The following is a 23,865-nucleotide window of genomic DNA, read 5'->3' on the forward strand; positions in this document are numbered from 1 at the left end:
TTTTATTAAAAGGGTCCATAGTTTATGAGATGCGCAATAACTAATAAGACAATTGCTAAGCTTGTCTGGATAAGGAAATAAGGAAATACCCATCTTACCCATTTTGAAAACGGGATACCTGCTATTGCTAATCCTGCTAATAAAACTCCACTTGTTGGAATAACCATATTTGAAATACCATCACCAAATTGGAAAGCCAGTACTGCTGTTTGTCTAGTTACACCAATTAAATCTGCTAAGGGTGTCATAATTGGCATCGTTAACGCTGCTTGTCCACTTCCAGATGGTACTAAGAAATTTAAGCAAAGCTGAAGTGAAAACATCCCTACTGCATTTATAGAAGCTGGTAGAACACTTACGGCATTAGAAACAAAATGTAGAATAGTATCAATTAATCCTCCATTCGTCGTTATCACTAAAATGGTTTGGGCAAATCCGATGATTAGAGCACCTTCTACCATATCTCGGGCGCCAGTAATAAACCCCTCAGCCATTTTATTCGGTCCAATTTTACATATAATAGACATAATAATACTGCTTAATAGAAATATTCCGCCAATTTCACTTATATACCATTGGAATTTTATTACCCCTACAATTAATGCAACAAAATTACCTAATAGGACGAATAATGCCATTAAATGTCGTGTACTTATCTTAAAGTCCAGATCAATCTTTATACTTTCTTCTGGATTAAACTTTCCATAAATCCCTTTCGATGGGTCGCTTTTTACTTTTTTAGCATGTCTATATATAAAAAGGACTGTCAAAATATAAAAAATGGCAAACACGACTATTCGATATGACATCCCTGAATACATCGGAAGCTCAGCAATCGTTTGAGCGACACCAATGTTAAAAGGGTTTGTAATTCCCGATGTAAAGCCCGTGGCTAATGTACCGAGCATAACGATCGCAAAGCCTGTCATTGCATCCATACCTAGTGCCATCGTTAAGGGGATGATAATTGCTATATATACTAGCGTATCCTCTGCAGAGCCAATTAATGTTCCTAAACTAGCAAATATTAATACGAGAATTGGGATTAGTACGTACTCTTTTTTCCCAAACTTAGAGGCCATTACTTTAATAAACGAATCAATAGCACCCGTTTTTTGCATAATCCCTAAAGCCCCGCCGAATAAAAAGACAAATAAAATGATGGGAGCACCTTCAAGCATTCCCAAATGCACGCTATTAAATATTTCTAGAAAGCCAACAGGATTTGAGCTTATGTATTGAAAGGATTCCGGATCAACAACCATTCTCCCATTACTCTCAACTCTTTCATACTGTCCCGCTGGTAAAATATACGTTAATAGCGACATTACTAAAATAATAATAAACATTAATACAAATGCATTAATTCCCTTTATACGTGGTTCATTTTCTTTTTTTTCTTGATGCAGGTTTACCATAATCGTCTCCCCCTACTATTTATTATTCTTTAAACCAAGACATAGACAACGTAGCAATTAGGCAAATGAATACACACCATACTTTCCGTTATACGGAAAACTGTTCCGATTAACGGAAACTTTATACACAAGAATAAAAAATAGATTATAAAAAGTCAATATATTTTGATAATTCAAATAAATTTATTTCTCCTAATAGGACACGTAATTAATAATCATTTCTTTAAAAGCAGGAATAATTCTGGACTTTTCTACATATAAAAAAGACTGCTCCACCTTTTCGTAGAGCAGTCTATGCATATCAATATTTTATTAAGTTATACCATTATTGTATCACAAATTTACAAAAATTACTAGACTATACTTCTTACTGAAGTAGATGTATGATAAATTTCCTGATTCAATCACCATACCAAATCTCCTTGAGATAAATTACGTTTGAAGACTTTGGAGTTATTCAAAGGATCAGTGTTTAGCCATTGAAAAGGGAATCACAATTACCTACATCCCACCATCTATAAAGGTAAGGGTTCATGCCGAACGAATAAAAAACTATGGAGAGGAATGTGAGTAGACATTGGAAAATCAAAATGAGTGGATTGAAGAAAAGCAGCACCTTGAGAGTTGTTTAAATATCATTGATGACAAAATGAAGGAATTACTGCTTAAAGAAAAAGGGTTTAAAGAAAATGCTGTAGCCATCAAGAAAACTTTCTGGAACGATGTCAGAGTCAATTTAGATACTGCTGAGGATGTTGATGAAACCTTTTTTGCCATTAAACAACAAGTAGAGCTTCTTTCAGATTCAGAACTTGCACAGCAAAGGGCCATTCGAAATGTAAAGGTTTATGAACGTTTACAGCAGTCACCCTATTTTGCACGAATTGATTTTTTACAAAGTGAGCATTGTGAACCTCTAAGAATTTATATAGGTGTTGCCACACTTTTGGATGAGCAAGATGAAAACATCATCATTTATGACTGGCGTGCGCCCATTTCCAGTATGTATTATGATTGCACACCTGGTGAAGCTTCATACGAAACTACAACGGAGGATATTCACGGTGAGATGCTGCTTAAACGGCAATTTATTATTAAAAATGGTCAGCTACAATCCATGTTTAATACGGGCCTAACCATTGGTGATGACTTATTGCTCGATATCCTTGCACAAAATGCAAATGAACATATTCGCAGTATCGTTGCAACTATTCAAGCGGAACAAAATAAAATTATTCGCCATATCCACTCACGTTATCTCATAGTAGAAGGTGTTGCGGGTAGTGGTAAAACGGCCGTTGCACTCCAACGGGTGGCTTATTTATTATACCGATATCGTAATGAAATGACAGCAGATCAAATTTTACTAATTACGCCTAATCAACTTTTTAATCAATATGTCCATACCGTCTTACCTGATTTAGGTGAAGACAATATGCAACAACTAACGTTTATTGAATATGCTGAAAAACGTTTAGGGCGTCAGTTCCAATTAGAATATCCTTATGAGCAACTTGAAGATCTATTAACAGAAAAAGATGAGGCTCAATATGTAACAAAATTAAATAGCATTTCCTTTAAAGCAAGTCTGACTTACAAACAATTGATCGACCAATATGTAAGCTATTTGTCGAACAAAGGCTTATTATTTAAAAATATTGTTTTTCGTGGAGAACGAATTATTACTGCACAGGAAATTACGGAGTACTTTTATTCTTTCCCATCCTCCATGTCCATACCAAATCGCCTACAATTAGTGAAGGAATGGTTATTACAAAAATTAACAAAAATTGAAAGAGCCGAACGTACGAAGGATTGGGTAGAAGAAGCGACTGAGCTATTAGACAAGGAAGACTACTCCAAGTCTTACAGTGAGCTCTTATATGAGGGACGCTATACTGAAAACTCATTTGATGATTTTGATCATGAACGCAAAAAATTAGCGCGCCAAATTGTAAAAAAACATTTTAAACCATTACGAAACTCTGTCAATCAATTAAGGTTCGTTCATATATTAGGTACCTATCGTCAACTCTTTGATATATCTAATACTCTCTATCAAGAATTTCAGCAGCTTGTACCAGACAATTGGGAGGACATTTGCCAAAACACCCTTCCTAATTTAGCAAAACGATTGATTGCTTATGAAGATGCAGCTCCATTTTTATATTTACAGGATAAAATTGAAGGTCAGCAGACAAATACGACAATTCGTCATGTATTAATTGATGAAGCACAAGATTATTCACCATTCCAACTAACCGTCTTACAGCAGTTATTCCCTAAAGCTCGTATGACGATTTTAGGCGATGGCCATCAAACCATACATCCGCATACCTTTGATAATCCTTCTCTGCTCGACCCTCAATTATATGGCGAGCATGCAGAAAAGATGATTTTAACGAAAAGCTATCGTTCGACTAAGCAAATTATTAAGCTCACGGCTAAAATTTTAAATGATGGTAGTGTAGTAGAGGCGTTTAACCGAAATGGCCAAGAACCTTCAATTACAATTTTGCCAAATGAAGTGGAATTAAATAAACAAATTATCCAGAGCATCAACACACTATCTCATAAATTTGAAACGATCGCTGTTATTTGTAAAACTGCAGCAGAATGCTCAGCAGTGTTTGAACAATTAAGCAATCACGTTGATATTCAACTTATTACGCACAATACTAAGCAATTTAAAAAGGGTATATTATTACTCCCTGCCTATATGGCAAAGGGGATCGAATTTGACGCGGTTCTTATCTATAATGCATCAGCAGCCAACTATTCACGAGAAACAGAACGTAACTATTTCTATACAGCCTGTACAAGAGCTATGCATGAGTTGCACATTTATTCCATCAACAAATTAACGTACTTCCTTCAATCATAGGGAAGTGTTTCATAAAATATTAAATCAGCGAAGTGATTTCCATTCAGGGCTACAAAGCTCCAGATGACACCCCTGCATACATCGGAGCTTAGTCCGAATGGAAATGATCCTCGTTATATATAGAACGTATAGTCTTCTGGAATGACACGTTTTAAAAATTTCTTCGTCCGTTCCTCTTTCGGGCTAACAAAAATATCATGAGGGCTACCTTCCTCTACAACAACGCCCCCATCCATAAAAATAACACGATTTGCTACGTCTTTTGCAAAGCCCATTTCATGCGTCACCACAAGCATTGTTGTCCCCTCAGCTGCAATGTTTTTCATGACCTGTAGTACCTCGCCTACTAATTCGGGGTCAAGTGCAGACGTTGGCTCATCGAATAATATAATATCCGGATTCAACGCTACCGCCCGTGCAATCCCTACCCGTTGTTGTTGGCCTCCAGATAACTGACTTGGATATGCGTCATATTTTTCAGATAAGCCTACTTTATCAAGAGCCTTTTTGCCAATTTCTACTGCATCTGTTTTAGGAACTTTCCGCCCAATTATTAGTCCTTCCGTGACATTTTCTAATGCTGTTTTATTCGTGAAAAGATTATAATTTTGGAAGACAAATGCCACACGCTGGCGAATTGCATGTACGTCTTTTTTCTTTACATGTTGAAAATCCACTTCAATATCTCCAAATGTCGCATGTCCTTGATCCGCTTTCTCTAAAAAATTGATACAACGTAATAATGTTGTTTTTCCTGAGCCACTAGGACCTAGAATAACGACTACATCTCCTTGATCAATAGCTAGATCTACACCCTTTAATATTTCATTTTCACCAAAAGATTTATGAATATTTTTAATTTCTAACATGCTCATTCACCCCTCAGGCATTTGCCGCTTTGTATTTGCTTAAATATTTTTCATATCGCTTGAACAAGTATTCGACTGTGCTACATAAAATTAAATACACAATAAAGATATCAAGATAGGCTTCCACGTAATTGTAGCCGACATTTGCAGCCACCTTTGCCTTCAAGGTAATTTCAGGTAAAGACATTGCGTACCCTAAGGAAGTTGCTTTAATCAAATTGACTGTCGCAGTACAAATATTCGGTAGCGCAACAACTAATGCTTGTGGAATAATGATTCGGGTATATGCTTGGAAAGTTGTCAAACCTACTGAGTATGCTGCCTCCAATTGTCCCTTTTCAATGGTACTTAACGCAGAACGAAATACCTCTATTAATATGGCTGTTGAACTGAATGCAAACACGATAAATGCATACCATATTGGATTGATTTTATATATATCATACGTAATATGATATTTTTCAAAAATAATTTTTAACATAAGCGGAATACTACTATAAATAATAAAAATTTGTATGATAATAGGTGTTCCTCGCACAAAGGATACATAGATTTTCGCTATATGATGTATAACCGGAATTTTATTTATCCTTGTTAACGCCAGCAAAAATCCTAGTGGCAGAGCAATGAACAAAGCAACAACTGTGACAAGGAGTGCGACGGGAACACCTGATAATGCAACGAAAAATGTTTCGAGTAAAAATTGATAATTCATGGTTACGCCTCCCTCCTTACGTTGTTTCTAAGGTCTTTTTACCCCTACCAAATACCTTTTCTAATATAGAAAATATTTTTTCAATAATAATAGATAGTACCCAATAAATAATAGCCAAGGCGATATAAATCTCTAAGGCATGAGCATTAATATTACTAGCTATAATTAAATTGGCTTTCCCTACAATATCAATTAATCCGATTGTATAGGCCAAAGCACCTTCCTGTAATAAAGCAATCATGCCATTTCCAAAGTTCGGTAATGCAACGACAAGTGCCTGTGGGAAAATAATTCTTCGGTAGGCTTGTATGGGCGTTAACCCTACACTAACAGCTGCTTCAAACTGCCCTTTCGGAATGGCTAAATAAGCAGATCGCATCACCTCTGACATAATTGCTGCAAATTGTAATGTGAATGTTACTACCACGAAAATAGCCGTTTCAATGGAATGGAGATTGAGACCAAAGTTTTCAGCTAATGCTGGTACACCATAATAGACAAGAAATAATAAAACAATGGATGGTGTACATCGCATAATCGTTGTATACAGGTTCGCTAATTTTTGTAATAGCTTGACAGAAGAGAGCTTAGCGGCTGCTAGTAATAAGCCAAATACTGTGCCTAAGACAATAGAGGATCCTGCAACTAAAAACGTGATTTTTAAAAAAGGTAATAAGACGGGGATCGCGCTCCAAATATAGGTCGCGTCAAAGTATTTATCCATTTCCTCACCAACTTTTGTTTTATGAATAAAGACTGCTGAGCGTGCCAGCCTCAACAGCCTTAATAATGGTCAATATACATTAAATTAACGATTAACAGTTTCCAACACTTCAAATAAATCACGGCCATAGAATTTCGTGCTCAATTCGTTTGTTTTCTTCTGTTCTTTAATTTGAGCGATGGCTTTATCGTAGGCATCAGCAAATTCTTGTTCTTTTTTATTGAAAAGAGGCCATGTTTTAATCACAGAAAATTCATTATAGACTACTTCATCTTTTAAATTATTATATGGTCCATCTTCTGCAAGTACTTGCTGTTTAAATGGCCCTTCAATCATAACGCCACCATCGACACGCCCTTCATTAACCCACTGCACAACGTCAACCGTAAATGCGTCACCAGCTTGAAGTTTTACTTTATTGTCAGGGTTGGCAGTATTATATTCATCTATAATTGTGTATTGCGCGTTATTAGCTGCAATAGGTGCCAACGAATAGCCCTTTTTCGCAAAATCAGCTAATGTCTTTATCCCTTCATCTTCTTTACGTAATACTAGGCCTGCACTACTTAATCCTAAAAATTCCTTTGGGAAAATAAATTTCTCTGTACGTTCCTGTGTAAAGAATGCGTTTTTCACCCCAACTTGGTATTTCCCTTGCTCTACACCAATTAATAAATCATCACTTGTTGTACCTACATATTCAAATTTATAGTCAGGTAATAATTCATCTACTAACTTCATTACCTCTACGTCATAACCTGTTGGATTTCCATTATCATCTATATAACTAATAGGCTTTGAGGCCTGATCATAGGCAACTTTGACGGTACGAACTTCGCCAGCATCATCTGAATTCTTATCAGCTGATTCCCCAGAATTACAGCCCGCTAAAAGTGCGATAGAAGCCAATCCAACCGCGGCAAATTGAAATATCTTACTCTTTTTCATGTAACATTTCTCCTTATTATCCACATTATTATTGATGGTTATTTAATTTCTGCTGCCCAATAGCAGCCGTTGCTAATTTAATTATGGTCATATCATCCATTGGTGGGTTATGGAGCCCCGCACGTACGTTTCGATAATAGCGCTGTAGCGGGTTTGACAATTGTAAGCTTTTCGCCCCCACTACACGCATCGCCTTATCAACAATGTCAATTGCGATATTCGTTACAGTATGCTTAGCAACAGCCATTTCATTTGTTAAAATGGAGCGTCTTGCTGGATCATCGTATGCATCAGCTACGCCATATAAGACAAAGCGTGCTTGATGAAGCTTTAACTCTATGTCTCCTAAAAGCTGTTGAACATTTGGTAATGTACTAATCGGAGCATTCAAGCTATTAGGTTGATGGTGATTAGCAAAATGTACTGCATAGTCACGAGCAGCTTGTGCAATGCCTAAGTATGTGGCCGGGATATGTAGAATCCAGCCATTTATTTTACCGCCACTAGGATGGTTTGGTAATTCGACTAAGTGGTCTTTAGCCACAACGACATCTTTTAATACGAGATCATGGCTGCTAGTACCTCGCATGGCAGACATTTCCCAATTTTCCTCAATTGATAATCCAATTGAATCTTTATGGATGAGGAAGAACCCAATTTGTTGCTTCTCTTCAATCCAAGCAGAAGTGAGGAAATAATCTAACACTGGCGAAGCTGTAGTAAAGATTTTGCGTCCATTTATGCGCCATCCGTCTTTTATAGAAACAGCATTTGTTCCTGGTTTCCCCCCACGTGTTGGGCTCCCAGTTGCTGCTTCACTTACAGCCCTATTAATCATGGCACCTTTCTTTATTTCCTCCGCGAATGCCGTTAATAAATCCTCAGTCCATAATTTTGTGTCATATATTTCGCCCACAACACCTAATGTCCATCCGAGGGAGAGCGAGGCATTCTCGTCATAGCTTGCTAACGTTTCTTGTATAAGCACCATGTCATAGACTGATAGGCCCTCTCCTCCATATTGTTTCGGTAAAGTAAGTTGCGGATAACCAATTTGCTGGAGTAGTCGATGTGCTTCAAACGGGAAACGAGATTGTTCATCTACCCCAGCTGCTTCGGCCTTTATAGGATTTGAGATGGCTTCTAACTTATCTAACCAAAATCGTTGTTGCTCCGTTTTAACAAATAAATTCTTCAAAAAATCTCCTTCTTCCCAATATATATAAATCTTATATATTTACTAAGGATTAGTAATAAAAAAAATCCCGCGCTACAAATCTGTAGTGAGATAACCTGTGGTACTGAATTTTCTGATTCATTGACATTTATATTACTTTTCACCTTTAAAAATGTCAATGGGTGAAATTCAAGTTTTTTTGTTTGTTTAATATGATTTAGAACTATCCTAATTTTTATGCACCAAGCTTTGTTTACAACATATGCTAAGACTATGAGAGAGGTGTATATATGACTAATAACATAAATTCTCCGCAAGGTGCGGGCATCGCACCCCATTTAGCACCACAGGTTATTCAAACAAAATTTGGAGATATTAATGGGGATGGCTTCTTTGAAACTATTTTTTTAATGGGGACTCAAAAGCCTGATAGCCCTTTATGGGAAAACATAACCTTAACTATTTTTTATGGGCAAACAGGGCGAATTGAACAAATCCCACTAAAAGAAAATGTGGGCTATAACCCAACCATTTTTCTAGGAGATTTTACTGGAAATCATATTGAGGATATCTTGGTCATTTCTGATACAGGAGGTAGTGGAGGAATTATTAACGGGGAAATATTCTCCTCTACCAATAATCAAATACATTCCATTTTTGACACAGAATCATTTAATACTAAGCTCCAATATACTGTCAATTATTCCAATAACTACAAGGCAGTTATTCAAAGTAAGGCTCCTGCAAAAAAATATATAATTGATCTACACTATAAAGGGCCAGAATATTTAGCAGAAATCTATCATCCAGATGGGACATTAAAGCAACCGATTGAAGGTTGGGTTGACCCAATTAGTGGATTATACCCTGTTGATTATGATCGGGATGGGACATATGAAATTTTAGCTTATCAAGAGATTGCAGGTAGGTACCATGCAGATGGCTTAGGCTATGTGGAAAATATATTAAAATGGGATGGCCATGAATTTGTAGTAGATCGACAAACGGTTAGTATTTTCGGAGAAGATTTATCATAGAGGGCTAACTCACATTTATATAAGAAGATATTAAACAGGAATCTGCTTATTTTTGCCTACTTCACGACAAAAATAAGCAGATTCATTCATTTATTATTATTTTTCAACTAATGCAAAGTAATTGTTTTCTGGATCAGCAAAATTAAAAACTCTACCCATTGGCATCATGACTAAATCGCCCACTTTAATGCCCTTTGCCTGAAAATCCTGATACATTTCTTCAATTTGGTCAGCGTAAAACATAATAGAGGGTGTTCCTAAATTTAATTCTGGCTGCATTTTAGCAATGATTTCTTTATTGTGTAGTACAAAGGATGTTTGAGCTTCCTTCGACGGTGCAATTTCAATCCAACGCATTCCCGCCTCTTCCTGCTCGTTTTTAATAATAAACCCTACTTTTTCTGTCCAAAATTTCAATGAAGTATCTTGGTCGTTAACATATAACATGACTTGTCCAATTTGATGAATCATGACTCTATTCCCTCCTCTTTTATGAATTTAGTATACAACAAATCAAAGCATTATATAGCTTCTAACAAATCTGTTTAGAGAAATTTCTAAAAATTGATAATAATATCTATTAGGGCTTACCTTTTACTTTATTTCTGTTAGAATGAGTATTATTTACCTTATAGGGAAAAGTATAGAATAAATAATATTATGTGAGGATAATACAAGTGAAACATCTGAGTGTAAGAAAAAAGCTTATTTTTTCGTTTTTAGCAATGCTTCTCATTCCAACACTGTTAATTGGAATAGTGTCGTACCAAAGCGCTGAAAAGCAAATTTCAGAAGAACAGCAGGCTAGTGCAACTGAAAGCGTGCGCATACTTAATACAAATATTTCGAACACGATTGAACCAAAATTGAAAGATGTGCAATATTTCTCAAAAAAGTTTAATCAATCTTATTTGCAGGAAAATAAAATTCCTGAGCTTAAATCACTTCTACAGGAATATGTTAATATGCACCCTGAAGTTGACCTTATTTATATTGGTACTGCTGATGGAAGACTACTGGATGAACCTGTTCAAGTATATGCTGATGACTTTGACCCTCGTACAAGACCTTGGTATAAGCAGGCTTTAGAAAATAATGGCCAAGTCTCAATTACTGCACCTTATGTGTCAAAATCTACAGATGATATTGTCATTACCATCACCCAAGCTTTACTAGATGGTTCAGGGGTAATAGGAATAGATTTAAATATTTCTACACTAAGTGACATTACGAATGAAATACGCATCGGCGAAACGGGCTATGCCTCTCTTTTAGATAACAATAAAATCTATATTGCTCAGCCTGATACGGAAAGTGGTACTGAGGCAACGGAAAACTATATTGAAAAAGTTTATAAACAAGAAAGCGGAACAATTATTGAAAGAGATCGTCATTTACAGTTTGTTACTAATGAGCTTACAGGTTGGAAGGTTATTGGTACAATGTTTACCACAGAAGCAGCAAAAGCAGCTGCATCCACGTTAAATATCAACTTAATAATCATTGTTGTCTCAATTGTAGTTGGTGTGGTTTTCATGCTCTTTATGATTAAATCTGTTGTTAATCCCATCAATAAGCTGAAACATAGCGCCTTAAAAATTAGTGAAGGCGATTTAACTGAGTTTATAGACATTCATTCCAAGGATGAAATTGGACAACTTGGTGAAGCCTTTATCTCTATGAAGGTGAGCTTGAAAAAACTGATTCGCAACGTGGACCAAAGCTCACAGCATGTACAAACATCCGCTCAAGATTTATCTGCAAATGCTGAGCAAAATATTGCTGCCTCTGAGCAGGTTGCTGACGCCGTACAACAGATGGCTATCAGTACGGAGAAACAAACTACTGCTATTGACCAAAATGCTATTTCCGTGGAGGAAATTGCTAAAGGAGTCGTGGAAGTTGCAGATAGCTCAATGCAGATATCTGATCTTTCTAGCCACGCTATCCAATTGGCAGAGGAAGGCGGTCAAGCTGTCGAACAAACCGTTAGGCAGATGAATTCGATTCATGAGTCTGTTACACAATCAGATACAATGATTAAGACACTTTATGATCGCACAAAAGAAATTGGCTCCATTTTGGAAATGATTAGTGCGATTTCTGATCAAACAAATTTACTTGCCCTGAATGCTGCTATAGAGGCAGCTAGAGCAGGAGAGCATGGAAAAGGTTTTGCCGTAGTGGCCGATGAAGTTCGAAAATTAGCAGAGCAATCACATCACTCAGCAGAACAAATTTCTGCACTCATTACAACTATTCAACAAGATACCGCTAAATCTGTACAAACAATGGTAAAAGCTTCTTCAGATGTCCAAGATGGCTTACAACTAACGGAGGAAACGAATAAAAAATTTGCGAGTATTATTGCAAGCCTTCGAAACATCGCTCCAAAAATGGAGGATATTTCGGCCTCCGCTCAAGAAATGTCTGCTGTCGTGGAAGAAGTCTCTGCTACAGCCATTGAACTATCCGACCATGCTAAATTAAATGCAGCAGCTACAGAGGAAGTTGCCGCTTCAACTGAACAAACTTTATCCTCCATGCAGGACATAGCTTCTGCTGCTAAAACGTTACTTGATATGGCTGATGAATTACAGGGTCATGTAAATCGTTTTCACTATTAAGGTACCTCATTTTAAAATCTGGGTTCAGTACTTCATTGAACTCAGATTTTTCTTTTGTAAAGAACTACAAAATAGGACATTTTTCTTTAAATATCACCAAAACATAACTTTATTTTCCAGATTTTTCAGAAAATTATGTTGATTATTCTCCTTTTTCCTCTTAGAATCAGATTACAACATGAAAGACTAATTCAATGAACAACCATTATTAGCCTTCGTTGTCCCATGATCTACAAACTAATCATGACATGTTAAGAATGAACAACCATTATTAGCCTTCGTTGTCCCATGATCTACAAACTAATCATGACATGTTAAGGAGGAATACCCTATGAAAAAACTTAGTTTAAGAAAGAAACTCATCTTTGCATTTTTAGTCATCCTTCTCGTTCCTGCACTTATGATCGGCTATACCTCCTTTAAAAGTACTAAAAGTCAAATTTTAAAGGAGCAACAAGCAAGTGCTATGGAAAGTGTCAGAATGCTAAATACCAATATTACAAATATGATTGCGCCTAAAGTACATGATATTGAATATTTTGCAAAAAAGTTAAATCTATCTCATTTACAGCCAGAGAATCGTCAGGAATTGAATAATCTTTTCCAAGAATACGTTCATACACATCCAGAGGTAGAATTGCTTTATATTGGTACTGCAGATGGTGGCATGATTGATGCACCTATCCATGAGTATGCAAGCGATTATGATCCGCGTGTTCGACCTTGGTATACAGAAGCGGTTGAAAACAAGGGACAAGCATCGATTACTTCTCCTTATCTATCAAAATCTACAAATAATATCGTAGTGACCGTTATGCAAGCTCTCCCTGATGATTCAGGTGTTATTGCCTTAGATTTAAATATCTCTGTTCTAAGTGCACTAACAGATGATACTCGTATTGGGAAAACCGGCTTTGCTGCCATACTGGATAATAATCAGCTATATGTAGCACAAAGGGATAAGGAAAGCGGCACCGAAGCTACAGAAAAATATATATCAAAGGTTTATGAACAACAGGAAGGCATCATTATTGAAAAAAACCGTCATTTACGCTTTGAGACAAATGAACTGACAGGATGGAAGGTTATCGGAACAATGTTTACCGTAGAGGCTACAGATGCTGCCTCTGCTACATTTAATATCACTTTACTAATCATTGCAGTTTCCATTATTGTTGGCATTATTTTTATGCTTGCTATGATTAAATCCATTGTTAGCCCTATTAAGAGATTACAACAGAGCGCACTAAAAATAAGTGATGGGGATTTAACGGAATATATTGATATTCATACGAAGGATGAAATTGGACAGCTTGGTGAGGCATTTGTCTCCATGAAAGTAAACTTAAAAAAGCTTATTCGCAATGTTGATCAAAGCTCTCAGCATGTTCAAACTGCTGCACAAGGTCTTTCAGCAAATGCTGAGCAGAATATCGCTGCTTCTGAACAAGTGACAGAGGCAATGCAGCAAGTAGCTATAAGTACAGAAAAACAAACAACAGGAATCGATCAAAATGCTATTTCCATAGAGGAAATTGCAAAAGGAGTTGTAGAGGTAGCAGATAGTGCACTACAAGTCTCTGATTTATCAAGTCAGGCTATCCATTTAGCAGTGGAGGGTGGACAATCTGTCGAGCAATCGGTGAATCAAATGGTATCCATCCATGAATCTGTAGCACAGTCTGATAGCATGATTAAATCACTATTCGATCGTACAAAAGAAATAGGCTCCATCATCGAAATTATTAGTAACATTTCAGATCAAACAAACCTTCTTGCATTGAATGCAGCTATTGAAGCAGCACGAGCTGGCGAAAATGGCAAAGGCTTTGCAGTTGTGGCAGATGAAGTACGTAAATTGGCAGAACAATCTCATCAGTCAGCGGAGCAAATTGCTACGCTAATTACAGGGATTCAACAAGATACGGCTAAATCTGTTCAAACAATGATGAAGGCTTCTGCAGATGTCCAAGAAGGCTTACAGCTGTCTGAGGACACAAAAAAGAAATTTATAAGTATTATTGAGAGCTTACGAAACATTGCTCCTAAAATGGAGGATATATCGGCTTCAGCTCAGGAAATGTCTGCTGTTGTGGAAGAGGTTTCGGCAACAGCCATTGAACTGTCGGATCATGCTAAACTCAATGCAGCAGCATCTGAAGAAGTAGCCGCTTCAACTGAACAAACATTGTCCTCGATGCAGGAAATCGCATCATCTTCTAAAGCATTACTCGATATGGCGGATGAATTACAGGGCTATGTCAATCGTTTTCATTACTAAAAATAAAGCACGGTGAATGATCACCGTGCTTTGAATTGTATTAATTATTCATTTACCTCATGGCTAAACTGCCACTCTACACCAAATTTATCTGTAAGGGAGCCGTAACATTTGCTCCAAAAAGTTTCTTGAAGCTCCATAACAACTTTCCCACCATCTTTAAGCTTATCAAATGCTTTTCGCATCTGCTCTTCATCATCAGAAACAACTGCTAATGTAACATTGTTTCCAACCGCATATGGTGAGCCTGGAAATGTATCTGAGAACATAATTCTACTACCGAATACGGAAAGTCGCGTATGCATAACAAGATCTTTTGCTTCCTCTGGTAATGGATAATCAGGGTTTTGTGGTGAATCCCCAAATGTCATAATTTCAGCCTTGTCCGTACTAAAAGCATCTTCGTAAAACGCTACAGCTTCTCGACAATTTCCGTTAAAAATTAAATATACCTCTACCGCCATTTCCAACACTCCCTTGACATTTTTTGAAACAATTATATTGTACATGGATTATAAATCATAACACAAACTAAAAGATAAATAATTCTTCTATAACTTAAGAAATATAGCCTTATCTTCAAATTTTTTATTAATTTTAGCAAAAGCTTTGACATTTCCTCAAAAATCATGTAAATTACCAAATGGCGAACAATTTAAAATAAATCTTTAAAAATATTCGTATTTTAGGAGTGTATATAATGGATAACGTATTTGACTATGAAGATATTCAACTAATTCCCGCAAAATGTATCGTAGAAAGCCGTTCAGAATGTGATACTTCCGTTACTTTAGGAGGACATACTTTTAAACTTCCTGTAGTACCTGCTAATATGCAAACAATTATAGATGAAACTCTTGCTAAGAAGCTTGCTGAAAACGGTTACTTTTATATCATGCACCGCTTCCAACCAGAAGCACGTATCAACTTTATTCAAGACATGCATGGCAGTGGTTTAATTGCTTCTATTAGTGTTGGTGTAAAAGAAGAAGAATATGCGTTTATTGAAGAATTAGCAACTACAAATTTAGTACCTGAATTCATTACCATAGATATTGCACATGGACATTCTAATGCTGTTATTCGTATGATCCAGCATATTAAAAAACACTTACCAAATAGCTTTGTTATTGCTGGTAATGTGGGGACACCAGAAGCTGTTCGTGAGCTTGAAAACGCTGGGGCTGATGCGACAAAAGTTGGAATTGGGCCAGGTAAAGTATGTATTACTAAAATTAAAACAGGCTTTGGTACAGGTGGCTGGCAGTTAGCTGCTCTTCGCTGGTGTGCAAAAGCTGCTACAAAGCCAATTATTGCAGATGGTGGTATTCGTACACACGGTGATATTGCTAAGTCTGTACGTTTTGGCGCTTCAATGGTGATGATCGGTTCTTTATTCGCAGGTCACGAAGAGTCACCTGGTCAAACAATCGAAGTCGAGGGTAAAAAGGTAAAAGAATACTTCGGCTCTGCTTCAGAATTCCAAAAAGGCGAACGTAAAAACGTTGAAGGAAAGAAAATGTATGTTGAGCATAAGGGAAGCATTAAAGATACATTAATTGAAATGCAACAAGACTTACAGTCATCTATTTCTTATGCAGGTGGCACAAAGCTAGATGCTATTCGAAATGTTGATTATGTTATCGTGAAAAACTCTATCTTCAATGGAGATAAAGTGTACTAATAAGTTACAACCTCACTTCAGGACTGAACAATCTGAAGTGGGGTTTTTTATATCATTTCATCACCCCCCTTTCTCTATAAACACCGTGACTACAAAAAAAATAAAATATTACTTTTATTATCAGAATTTTCTATTTAATTAGATAATTTTATATTATACTATAACTATACTGTATTACTTTAGAGGAACGGAGGTCTTTTCTATGATTAAATCAGTGCGTAATAAGTTGGTCGCTTTAGCTATTATTGTTATTCTCATATCTACAGTGCTGGTTGGAACAGTGAATTATTTTGTAGCAAAAGGCGAGATGGATCAGGTAGGTAGACAAAGTCTTAAAAATGGCACACTAGGCATACTTGAATTAATTTCACAATTAGATGGACAGGTTCAAGATGGAAAATTAACGTTAGAAGAAGCACAGGAAAGTGCCAGAACACAGATTGTTGGTAAAAAAATTGAGGATCAAAAGCGATCTATCGATAACCCTGTAAAATACGGTGATAATTTTTATTTCTATGCCTTTAAGGATAACGGTATGGTTGAAACTCATCCCTCTCTTGAAGGTCAAAATATCTCCGATTTACAAACGAGTGATGGACGTTATTTTGTAAAGGAAATGATTGAAACAGCACAAGCAGGTGGCGGATATGTGCGGTATGACTGGGCACTACCCTCCAATCCAGATATTGTTGCTCCGAAAATTACTTATGTTGAAATGGACAAGCATTGGGGATGGATTATCGCGGCTGGTACATATGAAATTGATTTTAATGCAGGTACTAAAAATGTTTTATATTACACACTTGGTACAACTATCCTAGCTACTATAATCGGTATCATGCTTTTTTGGTTCTTCTCTGGACAGATGACTGCCTACATACGAAAAATTATGGTGATCACATCGGATATAGCGGAAGGTAAACTAACAGGAGAGGACATTCCTGTTACGACAAAGGATGAACTTGGCACATTAGCGAAGAATGTCAATAATATGAAACAAAGCTTGCATGAGATGGTCAACAATACAAAGGATAGTGCATCCCAGATGAGAGTTTCTTCAGAAATGCTAAGTGCGATTACAGAGGAAACTACCGCCTCAGCTGATGAAATTCATCAAGCTATCAACGACATTTCTAAAGGAGCTGTTGTACAAGCAGAGGAGGCTGAAATGGCTAGTAGTAAAGTTGAAACACTATCCTCATTGATTTCCAATGCAACAAGTAAATATAACGACATTACCGCAAATATGAATACTATTAATCAGTCACAAGAAAATGGTAGACAAAAAGTAGATCTATTACTGCAAAATTCGCACGAATTCACGCAAGTAATCGAAGAGTTAAGAACTAATTTTTCAAGTTTAACAAACCAGATGAAAGAAATTCATCAAGTAGTACAAACGATAACTTCCATTTCAGAGCAAACAAATTTATTAGCGCTAAATGCAAGTATTGAAGCAGCTCGTGCAGGCGATCACGGTAAAGGATTTGCTGTAGTTGCAGAAGAAGTACGAAATTTATCAGAGGATACAAATGAAGCTACTAATCGTGTCAAAAATCTATTGCAGCGCATTGAGATTGATACGGTCAATTCAGATACAAAAATGATACACACTCTTCAGCTTTCACAAAGTCAGGCAATGTCGATTACAGAAGTAAAAGGAGCTTTTACTTTCCTAGCCGATTCCATTCAGGACATAACCGAGCACCTTGTTTCTCTTAATGAGGGTATGAATGAAATGGCAGAAAACCGTGTAGTTGTCATTCATGCTATTAACGAAATAGCAAGCGTGGCCACAGAATCTGCTGCTGCAACAGAGCAAATCAATGCATCCATTGATGAACAAAAGTCAGCCGTTACGTCTATCATGCACTCCTCACAGGAGCTCCATACAGAGGCAGAGCGCATGTATGAATTAGTAGAACGCTTTACATGACATGTGACATTCTATAAAAAAGAATGCTACGAATTGGTCGTAGCATTCTTCTTTTCATTATAGTTTGTTAATAACTGCGTGGATTGTTTCCTTTAGTTCTGCATCATAGCTAGAAAGATCTACAAGGTTTCCTACACGCTCACGTAATACTGGGCGTTCAATTACTAGCTTCTCATCAAGTACTTGTACAAGTAGTTCGATAATAAGACGATCACGAACTACTAACGCTTCTTCTAAACGCTCTGGTGTAATTTTCGCATCTGTTTTTGCAGATTTTGCCATTTTAAAAACCCCTTTTAAATTTTATATTCATGCACATCTATTTTAGCATACCACTAAATTATTTTAAAAACTTTCTTTCACAAAAAATACCAAAACTTTACAAATCCTAAAAGAAAGATTTACGACAATTTGTTATATTTATATCATAATACACTCGTATTTTGCCATATGATAAATATGTTTAGACCCACTATACAAATCCGATTGGAGGAGTTATATGAATCAAAAAAATTCAACCTACATACAGCTCATTAAAGCTGTACCAAAGTCTTTGCAACTTTTTCTGAATGTTTGCTTAGTCCTCTTAGCACTCATACTAGCGTTTTTACTCTTTAAGGAGCTAATAGAATTTCTTAAAATATTACTCTTCTCTAAGGAAGGTGGCGATTACAAGCTATTCCTCGCTAACATTCTTATATTCTTTTTGTACTTTGAGTTCATTACGATGATTATTAAATATTTTAAAGAGGATTATCATTTTCCGCTTCGATACTTTATATATATAGGTATCACAGCTATGATTCGATTAATTATCGTTGAGCACGATCATCCTCTTAATACATTAATTTATTCAGTTATTATTCTCATACTCATCATTAGTTACTTTATTATTAATATCACGCCACTTGAAAGACCGACAAGATCATCTCTATTTATGAAAAAAGAACATTAACCTAGCCCGCCATTCTAAAACGGCGTTGTACATTTTGGTTTTTCAAACACAAAGAAAAATTGCTGTAATGCCTGTAGATATTGCTCATGACTGATTTTTATTTGCTGAAGCATATACAGTTCTTGGACCGTTATGACTCCCATTACCAGTGAGGAAAGCTCGGCCACATCTATAATTATTTCCACATCATAGTGACTACTTTCAATAAAGTTAATCGCGCCTTCAACCACCTCAATAATGAGTTGCTGATTATTTTCAGCAAGTAATGAGTCCATAACTGTTAATTTAAATGTCAATGTTACACCATTAAAATGGTGTGTCGTTAACTCTTCAAAAAAACCTTTTACATTAATAATACGGTACATCAGACCAACCCCTGACACAGCATTTTCATGGTAAACACTAGGAATTAAATGATTTGTACCATTTCTGACATCGCCTAAAAAGAAATGAACATTGTCTTCTTGTGTATTCCACTCAATGCGGTTTACTTGATCTGCCTGACTGTTTAAAAATGTACTCAGCTCTAACAATGCCTGTGGTGTTTCATATACCCATTCTTTAATAACTAAATTATTCAACATAAAATTACTTTCACTTTGCTTTTCAAATGAAAAAACGATATAGCCTTGTACGGTATCATCCTTTTCCATCGCAATCACATAGTTTTTGTCGTTTTTAAAAATAAAGGATAGCTCTGACTTTGTTTTAAGAAACATTCCATGCTTTTGAGACGCTACCCTGTTATAACAATCTGTTAGCTGCAGTTGATCTCGCACTGTTAAATATTTAAGGTGCTTCTTCGTTGGGCCTTTAGGAAAGCTTAAGGGCTCTACTAAATATTGATACATTCTCGGTCCATATCCAAACCCCATTCTCTTATAAAAATCAGGCCTAAACGGATACAACGCGACAAAGTGAATATCCTTTGCTAAAAAAAAGTTAAAGAATTGATGGATTAACTCCTTCGCAACTTTTTCCTTTTTATGTAGTAAATCAACTGCAACAAGCCCTACTCCGCCAATCGGTATCATTTTAGAAAAAAGGTTCATTTCAAAATCATGTAGTCGCATGCCGCCAATTAGTTTGTCATCTTCCCAAAGTCCAAAATAATTTAGGGATTCATCATGATTTTGATTTTCCATAAAAAGATTTTTCAACTGCTCTTTTGTTGTCTGAGCTCCGTTCATTCTTCCAGGGTAGGCTCCTACAACGATACTCGCAAAAGTTAAAAAGTCTTGCTCTTTTACTAATCTCTCTACCACTCTCATTGTTTCCCCTCCATTTTCAAAGTATGACATGTCGTTCATATTCATTTTCCACCCATAATAACATATATTACCACGTCATATGAATGACAATGAACATGATTAAAGGAGGAATAAAGAAATGACCTTAATTGATGCGTATATCAATGAAGTATCTAAAAGACTACATAAAAATAAACGTGACAACATAAAGCTTGAGCTAAAAGCTACTATTGAAGATATGTTGCCAGAGCCATATTCAGAAGCAGATATGATGGAAGTGCTAAAAAAGCTTGGAAGCCCTGCAAAAGTTGCAGCCAGCTATCAAGATACGCCACGTTTTTTAATTGGTCCAAATGTGTTTGATCCATACACTAGAACCATTAAACTCGTTTTTCCTTGGGCAATTTTTATAACAGTCATTGTTCAGGTAATTCAGAGAATTTTTCTCTATTCAGGAGAAGAGGCCTTGCTCTCCACTATCATTTCAGCATTTGCCATGACGATTGTCGCCATTATTTCTGTATCATTTCATGTTTTGTTTTGGATCACCATTTTCTTCATCGTCATCGAACGCACCGATACGAATAAAATTCAATTATTACCTTTCCTGAATGACCGCAAGGAGTGGACACCTGAAAGTTTAAAAATTAAAACCATTCCTAAAGACAAACTCATCACTTTAAGTGATATAATTTTTAGCTTTTTAGGGATTATTATTTTTACCTTTGTTTATTGGAACGCCAATCGGCTTTTAGGTATTTATACAACAAATGGGAATGGTAGCTTAAAATTTGTTATGCCCATCTTTAATCAAAATATTTTACAATCCTATGCTCTCTTCGTTGTGCTCTGTATCATTCTTAGTCTTACTTTAACATTTTTAAAATGGCGTATGGGGCAATGGACCATGATAATCGCAATCATCAATGCATTGCTTCAAAGTGCGGGGACTATTGTATTTATTCTCATCGCTGTTCATCAAGATTTTATCCATAGTGCCTCCATTCCGTACCTTGCGGCAATCGTAGAAAGCAATACAGCAAAGGTCTCCTCTGTCATAGATAAGATCCTACTTGCCAGTATGATCATTGCTGTTTTGGCCAATGCATTTGATATATATCAAGGATTTAGAAAAGCTAAAATACCAAGCGTTAAAAGTGATGAATTGAAAATCTATGATTGAAAACTCTTCTTTCAAATCGCTAAAATACCTTTCTCCTCTAATGTTTTGTATAATAATAAAGTTGGAAGTAATTTATATACACGAATAATAATCTGCACAATTCAATTAGAGTAAGGGGAAATAACTATGACCATTCTTCTAGTAGATGACAATCAAGTCAATTTATTTGTCATTGAAAAAATACTGAAAAATGCAGGTTATGAGCACTGTGTTTCTCTTTCATCTGCTAATGAGCTATTTGATTATTTACAATTAAATGAACCAAATCCAACCGGAAGCTCAGTTGATTTAATTTTATTGGACATTATGATGCCTGAAGTAGATGGTATAGAGGCCTGCAAACGTATTAAACAAATTGAAAGATTGAGAGATATTCAAATCATCTTTGTTACAGCGCTCGAAGATAAAAACAAACTCGCAGAAGCATTAGATATCGGGGGCGTAGATTATATTACAAAACCGATTAATAAAACTGAATTGCTTGCTAGAATACGAGTTGCCCTACGGTTAAAAGCTGAATTAGATTGGCACACGCAACATGAAAAGAAAATACAATACGAATTGGATTTAGCTACTCATGTGCAAAGAAGCCTGCTTAGTCCACCTTTAAATGAAAAAGATATTCGTCTAGAAGTCTCTTACCTACCATCCTCTAACTTGGCAGGTGATATGTACTATTGGCATAAAATAGATGATCATCGTTACGCCATTATTTTATTGGACATGATGGGCCATGGTATATCTGCAGCGCTAGTTTGTATGTTTATCTCCTCGGTTTTAAGAGAGGCTGTTAAACAATTAAACGATCCTGAACTTGTTATTAAAGAACTGAATCGTTATATGACCCTCCTGCAAGATGGCAAGGATGAAAATCTTTATTATTTCACAGCGATTTATTTAGTGATTGATACGAAACAAAAAACAATCGAATACATAAACGCTGGTCATCCTGCTGGGTACGCATTAATTGATGAAGAAACTTGTGTTCCATTAAACCAAGGTAGCTGTGCAGTCGGCTTTTTTGATGAAATTAATGTCAAAAAACAATATATTCAGTACGACAAAGATGTACAAATTGTTATGTTTACAGATGGTGTATTAGAGGCAATGGGACCTTGTGAAATAGAATCCGAAAAGCATTTGCAAACGCTAACATCCTCTAAATGGGACTATACTCAACCCTTGATCGACAACCTATTGCCTAAGGACAAACAAGACAATCAACCTGATGATATGTGTGTATTAATGATTCAAGCCAGTGCCACTACTGTATAAATAAAAAGAAAGAGGCTACCTCTATCACTAGGTAGCCTCTTTCTCTTTAATCTATTTTTTGATAAATTCTTTCGTTCCCAACAACTTCCCTATAATTCGAAATAACCTCTTCAAAGCGCAATGTTTCCTTATCACCTAAACATAAAAACCCCTTGTCGCTTAGGCTTTCATAAAACAAATGATGGACCTGACTTTGCAGCTGCGGCGAAAAATAAATCAGGACATTTCTACATAAGACAACATGAAATTCATTAAATGATTGATCTGTCACTAGGTTATGCTGGGCAAAAATAATATTCTTCAATAATGTTGGATGGAAATAAGCATATTGATAATCCGTCTTATAGTATTCCGAAAAAGCATGGGCTCCCCCTGCAAGCATATAGTTTTTCGTATATGCCTGCATTTTATGAATAGGAAAGACACCCTTCTTAGCCTTTTCTAACACTTGCTCATTCATATCTGTTGCATAAATTACAGCCTTGTCTATGAGCCCTTCCTCTTGAAGCAAGATGGCCATAGAGTATACTTCCTCACCAGTTGCACAGCCTGCATGCCAAATACGAATTTCTTCGTATTCACGTAAGGTTGGGATCACTTTTTCACGAAATGCCTTAAAAAAGCTTGGGTTGCGAAACATTTCCGTGACATTGATTGAAAAATCGTTTAACAGCTGCTCTAAAAATTCCTGATCATGAATGACCTTTTCCTGAACACGAGAAATAGTAGGAATGCTATTTATTCTCATTCTATTAAAAATTCGACGTGAAATGGAAGAACGGTTATATTGCCGAAAATCATAGCCTGATAAACGATAAATAGCCTCTAATAACAAATCAATTTCTAAATTTGTTTGCTTATTCAACTGTATATTTTGCTCCAAAGGCCCGAAATGTTCCATC

The 23,865-nt window shown here is 36.2% G+C and carries 20 protein-coding genes; 9 read left to right on the forward strand and 11 right to left on the reverse strand.

Annotated elements, in window-relative coordinates; all coding sequences use genetic code 11:
- Window positions 1-5 precede the first annotated feature (5 nt).
- On the reverse strand, window positions 6-1,418 hold the full coding sequence (locus MKY88_RS23530) for a YfcC family protein (protein ID WP_340814772.1): 1,413 nt from the start codon (window positions 1,416-1,418) through the stop codon (window positions 6-8).
- Window positions 1,419-1,995: 577 nt separating this feature from the next.
- Here MKY88_RS23530 and helD point away from each other — a divergent pair.
- On the forward strand, window positions 1,996-4,302 hold the full coding sequence (gene helD, locus MKY88_RS23535; protein WP_340814773.1) for an RNA polymerase recycling motor HelD: 2,307 nt from the start codon (window positions 1,996-1,998) through the stop codon (window positions 4,300-4,302).
- A 113-nt stretch (window positions 4,303-4,415) separates the two neighbouring features.
- On the opposite strand, the gene MKY88_RS23540 is transcribed toward helD, so the two are convergent.
- The 5 genes from MKY88_RS23540 to MKY88_RS23560 form a co-directional block, all read right to left on the reverse strand.
- Window positions 4,416-5,171, reverse strand: a complete 756-nt coding sequence (locus MKY88_RS23540) for an amino acid ABC transporter ATP-binding protein (protein ID WP_193833457.1) — start codon at window positions 5,169-5,171, stop codon at window positions 4,416-4,418.
- A 13-nt stretch (window positions 5,172-5,184) separates the two neighbouring features.
- On the reverse strand, window positions 5,185-5,886 hold the full coding sequence (locus tag MKY88_RS23545) for an amino acid ABC transporter permease (RefSeq protein WP_258269721.1): 702 nt from the start codon (window positions 5,884-5,886) through the stop codon (window positions 5,185-5,187).
- Between the two features lie 16 nt (window positions 5,887-5,902).
- Window positions 5,903-6,610 carry an amino acid ABC transporter permease gene (locus MKY88_RS23550; RefSeq protein WP_193833459.1) on the reverse strand — a complete coding sequence of 236 codons (708 nt, stop codon included), beginning with the start codon at window positions 6,608-6,610 and terminating at the stop codon, window positions 5,903-5,905.
- 84 nt (window positions 6,611-6,694) lie between these two features.
- Complete coding sequence (locus tag MKY88_RS23555) at window positions 6,695-7,558, reverse strand: transporter substrate-binding domain-containing protein (protein ID WP_193833460.1); 864 nt, start codon at window positions 7,556-7,558, stop codon at window positions 6,695-6,697.
- A 28-nt stretch (window positions 7,559-7,586) separates the two neighbouring features.
- The gene (locus tag MKY88_RS23560; RefSeq protein ID WP_340814774.1) at window positions 7,587-8,756 is read right to left on the reverse strand and encodes an acyl-CoA dehydrogenase family protein; all 1,170 of its coding nucleotides are present in this window, start codon (window positions 8,754-8,756) and stop codon (window positions 7,587-7,589) included.
- Window positions 8,757-9,025: 269 nt separating this feature from the next.
- Here MKY88_RS23560 and MKY88_RS23565 point away from each other — a divergent pair, with 269 nt between their 5' ends.
- On the forward strand, window positions 9,026-9,772 hold the full coding sequence (locus MKY88_RS23565; RefSeq protein ID WP_328201561.1) for a hypothetical protein: 747 nt from the start codon (window positions 9,026-9,028) through the stop codon (window positions 9,770-9,772).
- A gap of 96 nt (window positions 9,773-9,868) precedes the next feature.
- Here MKY88_RS23565 and MKY88_RS23570 read toward each other — a convergent pair whose 3' ends face one another.
- Window positions 9,869-10,243 (reverse strand): VOC family protein, encoded by a 375-nt coding sequence (locus tag MKY88_RS23570; RefSeq protein ID WP_328201564.1) that lies wholly within the window; start codon window positions 10,241-10,243, stop codon window positions 9,869-9,871.
- Between the two features lie 206 nt (window positions 10,244-10,449).
- Here MKY88_RS23570 and MKY88_RS23575 point away from each other — a divergent pair, with 206 nt between their 5' ends.
- The gene (locus MKY88_RS23575; protein ID WP_340814775.1) at window positions 10,450-12,399 is read left to right on the forward strand and encodes a methyl-accepting chemotaxis protein; all 1,950 of its coding nucleotides are present in this window, start codon (window positions 10,450-10,452) and stop codon (window positions 12,397-12,399) included.
- 331 nt (window positions 12,400-12,730) lie between these two features.
- On the forward strand, window positions 12,731-14,680 hold the full coding sequence (locus MKY88_RS23580) for a methyl-accepting chemotaxis protein (protein ID WP_340814776.1): 1,950 nt from the start codon (window positions 12,731-12,733) through the stop codon (window positions 14,678-14,680).
- 44 nt (window positions 14,681-14,724) lie between these two features.
- On the opposite strand, the gene MKY88_RS23585 is transcribed toward MKY88_RS23580, so the two are convergent.
- Entirely contained in the window at window positions 14,725-15,144 is a 420-nt protein-coding gene (locus MKY88_RS23585; RefSeq protein WP_025116510.1) for a VOC family protein, read from the reverse strand.
- Window positions 15,145-15,380: 236 nt separating this feature from the next.
- Here MKY88_RS23585 and guaC point away from each other — a divergent pair, with 236 nt between their 5' ends.
- Together guaC and MKY88_RS23595 are read left to right on the forward strand one after the other, a co-directional pair.
- Window positions 15,381-16,364, forward strand: a complete 984-nt coding sequence (gene guaC / locus MKY88_RS23590) for a GMP reductase (protein ID WP_328201570.1) — start codon at window positions 15,381-15,383, stop codon at window positions 16,362-16,364.
- Between the two features lie 202 nt (window positions 16,365-16,566).
- A complete protein-coding gene (locus MKY88_RS23595; protein ID WP_340814777.1) occupies window positions 16,567-18,300 on the forward strand; it encodes a methyl-accepting chemotaxis protein in 1,734 nt (577 codons plus the stop codon).
- Window positions 18,301-18,357: 57 nt separating this feature from the next.
- Here the strand turns inward: MKY88_RS23595 and MKY88_RS23600 are convergent, their stop codons facing one another.
- Window positions 18,358-18,582 (reverse strand): hypothetical protein, encoded by a 225-nt coding sequence (locus tag MKY88_RS23600; RefSeq protein ID WP_008177853.1) that lies wholly within the window; start codon window positions 18,580-18,582, stop codon window positions 18,358-18,360.
- Between the two features lie 217 nt (window positions 18,583-18,799).
- Here MKY88_RS23600 and psiE point away from each other — a divergent pair, with 217 nt between their 5' ends.
- Window positions 18,800-19,255, forward strand: coding sequence for a phosphate-starvation-inducible protein PsiE (psiE, locus tag MKY88_RS23605; RefSeq protein WP_008177855.1), 456 nt, complete (start codon window positions 18,800-18,802; stop codon window positions 19,253-19,255).
- A 14-nt stretch (window positions 19,256-19,269) separates the two neighbouring features.
- Here psiE and MKY88_RS23610 read toward each other — a convergent pair whose 3' ends face one another.
- Entirely contained in the window at window positions 19,270-20,565 is a 1,296-nt protein-coding gene (locus tag MKY88_RS23610; RefSeq protein WP_340814778.1) for a GNAT family N-acetyltransferase, read from the reverse strand.
- Between the two features lie 79 nt (window positions 20,566-20,644).
- Between MKY88_RS23610 and MKY88_RS23615 the strand changes: the two genes are divergently transcribed.
- A complete protein-coding gene (locus MKY88_RS23615) occupies window positions 20,645-21,688 on the forward strand; it encodes an HAAS signaling domain-containing protein (RefSeq protein WP_340814779.1) in 1,044 nt (347 codons plus the stop codon).
- 126 nt (window positions 21,689-21,814) lie between these two features.
- Entirely contained in the window at window positions 21,815-22,963 is a 1,149-nt protein-coding gene (locus MKY88_RS23620) for a SpoIIE family protein phosphatase (protein WP_069483164.1), read from the forward strand.
- 46 nt (window positions 22,964-23,009) lie between these two features.
- On the opposite strand, the gene MKY88_RS23625 is transcribed toward MKY88_RS23620, so the two are convergent.
- Window positions 23,010-23,864, reverse strand: coding sequence for a CheR family methyltransferase (locus MKY88_RS23625; protein ID WP_069483163.1), 855 nt, complete (start codon window positions 23,862-23,864; stop codon window positions 23,010-23,012).
- Between the last annotated feature and the right edge of the window lies 1 nt (window position 23,865).

Source organism: Lysinibacillus sp. FSL R7-0073, from assembly GCF_038009065.1.
Taxonomy (GTDB): domain Bacteria; phylum Bacillota; class Bacilli; order Bacillales_A; family Planococcaceae; genus Lysinibacillus; species Lysinibacillus fusiformis.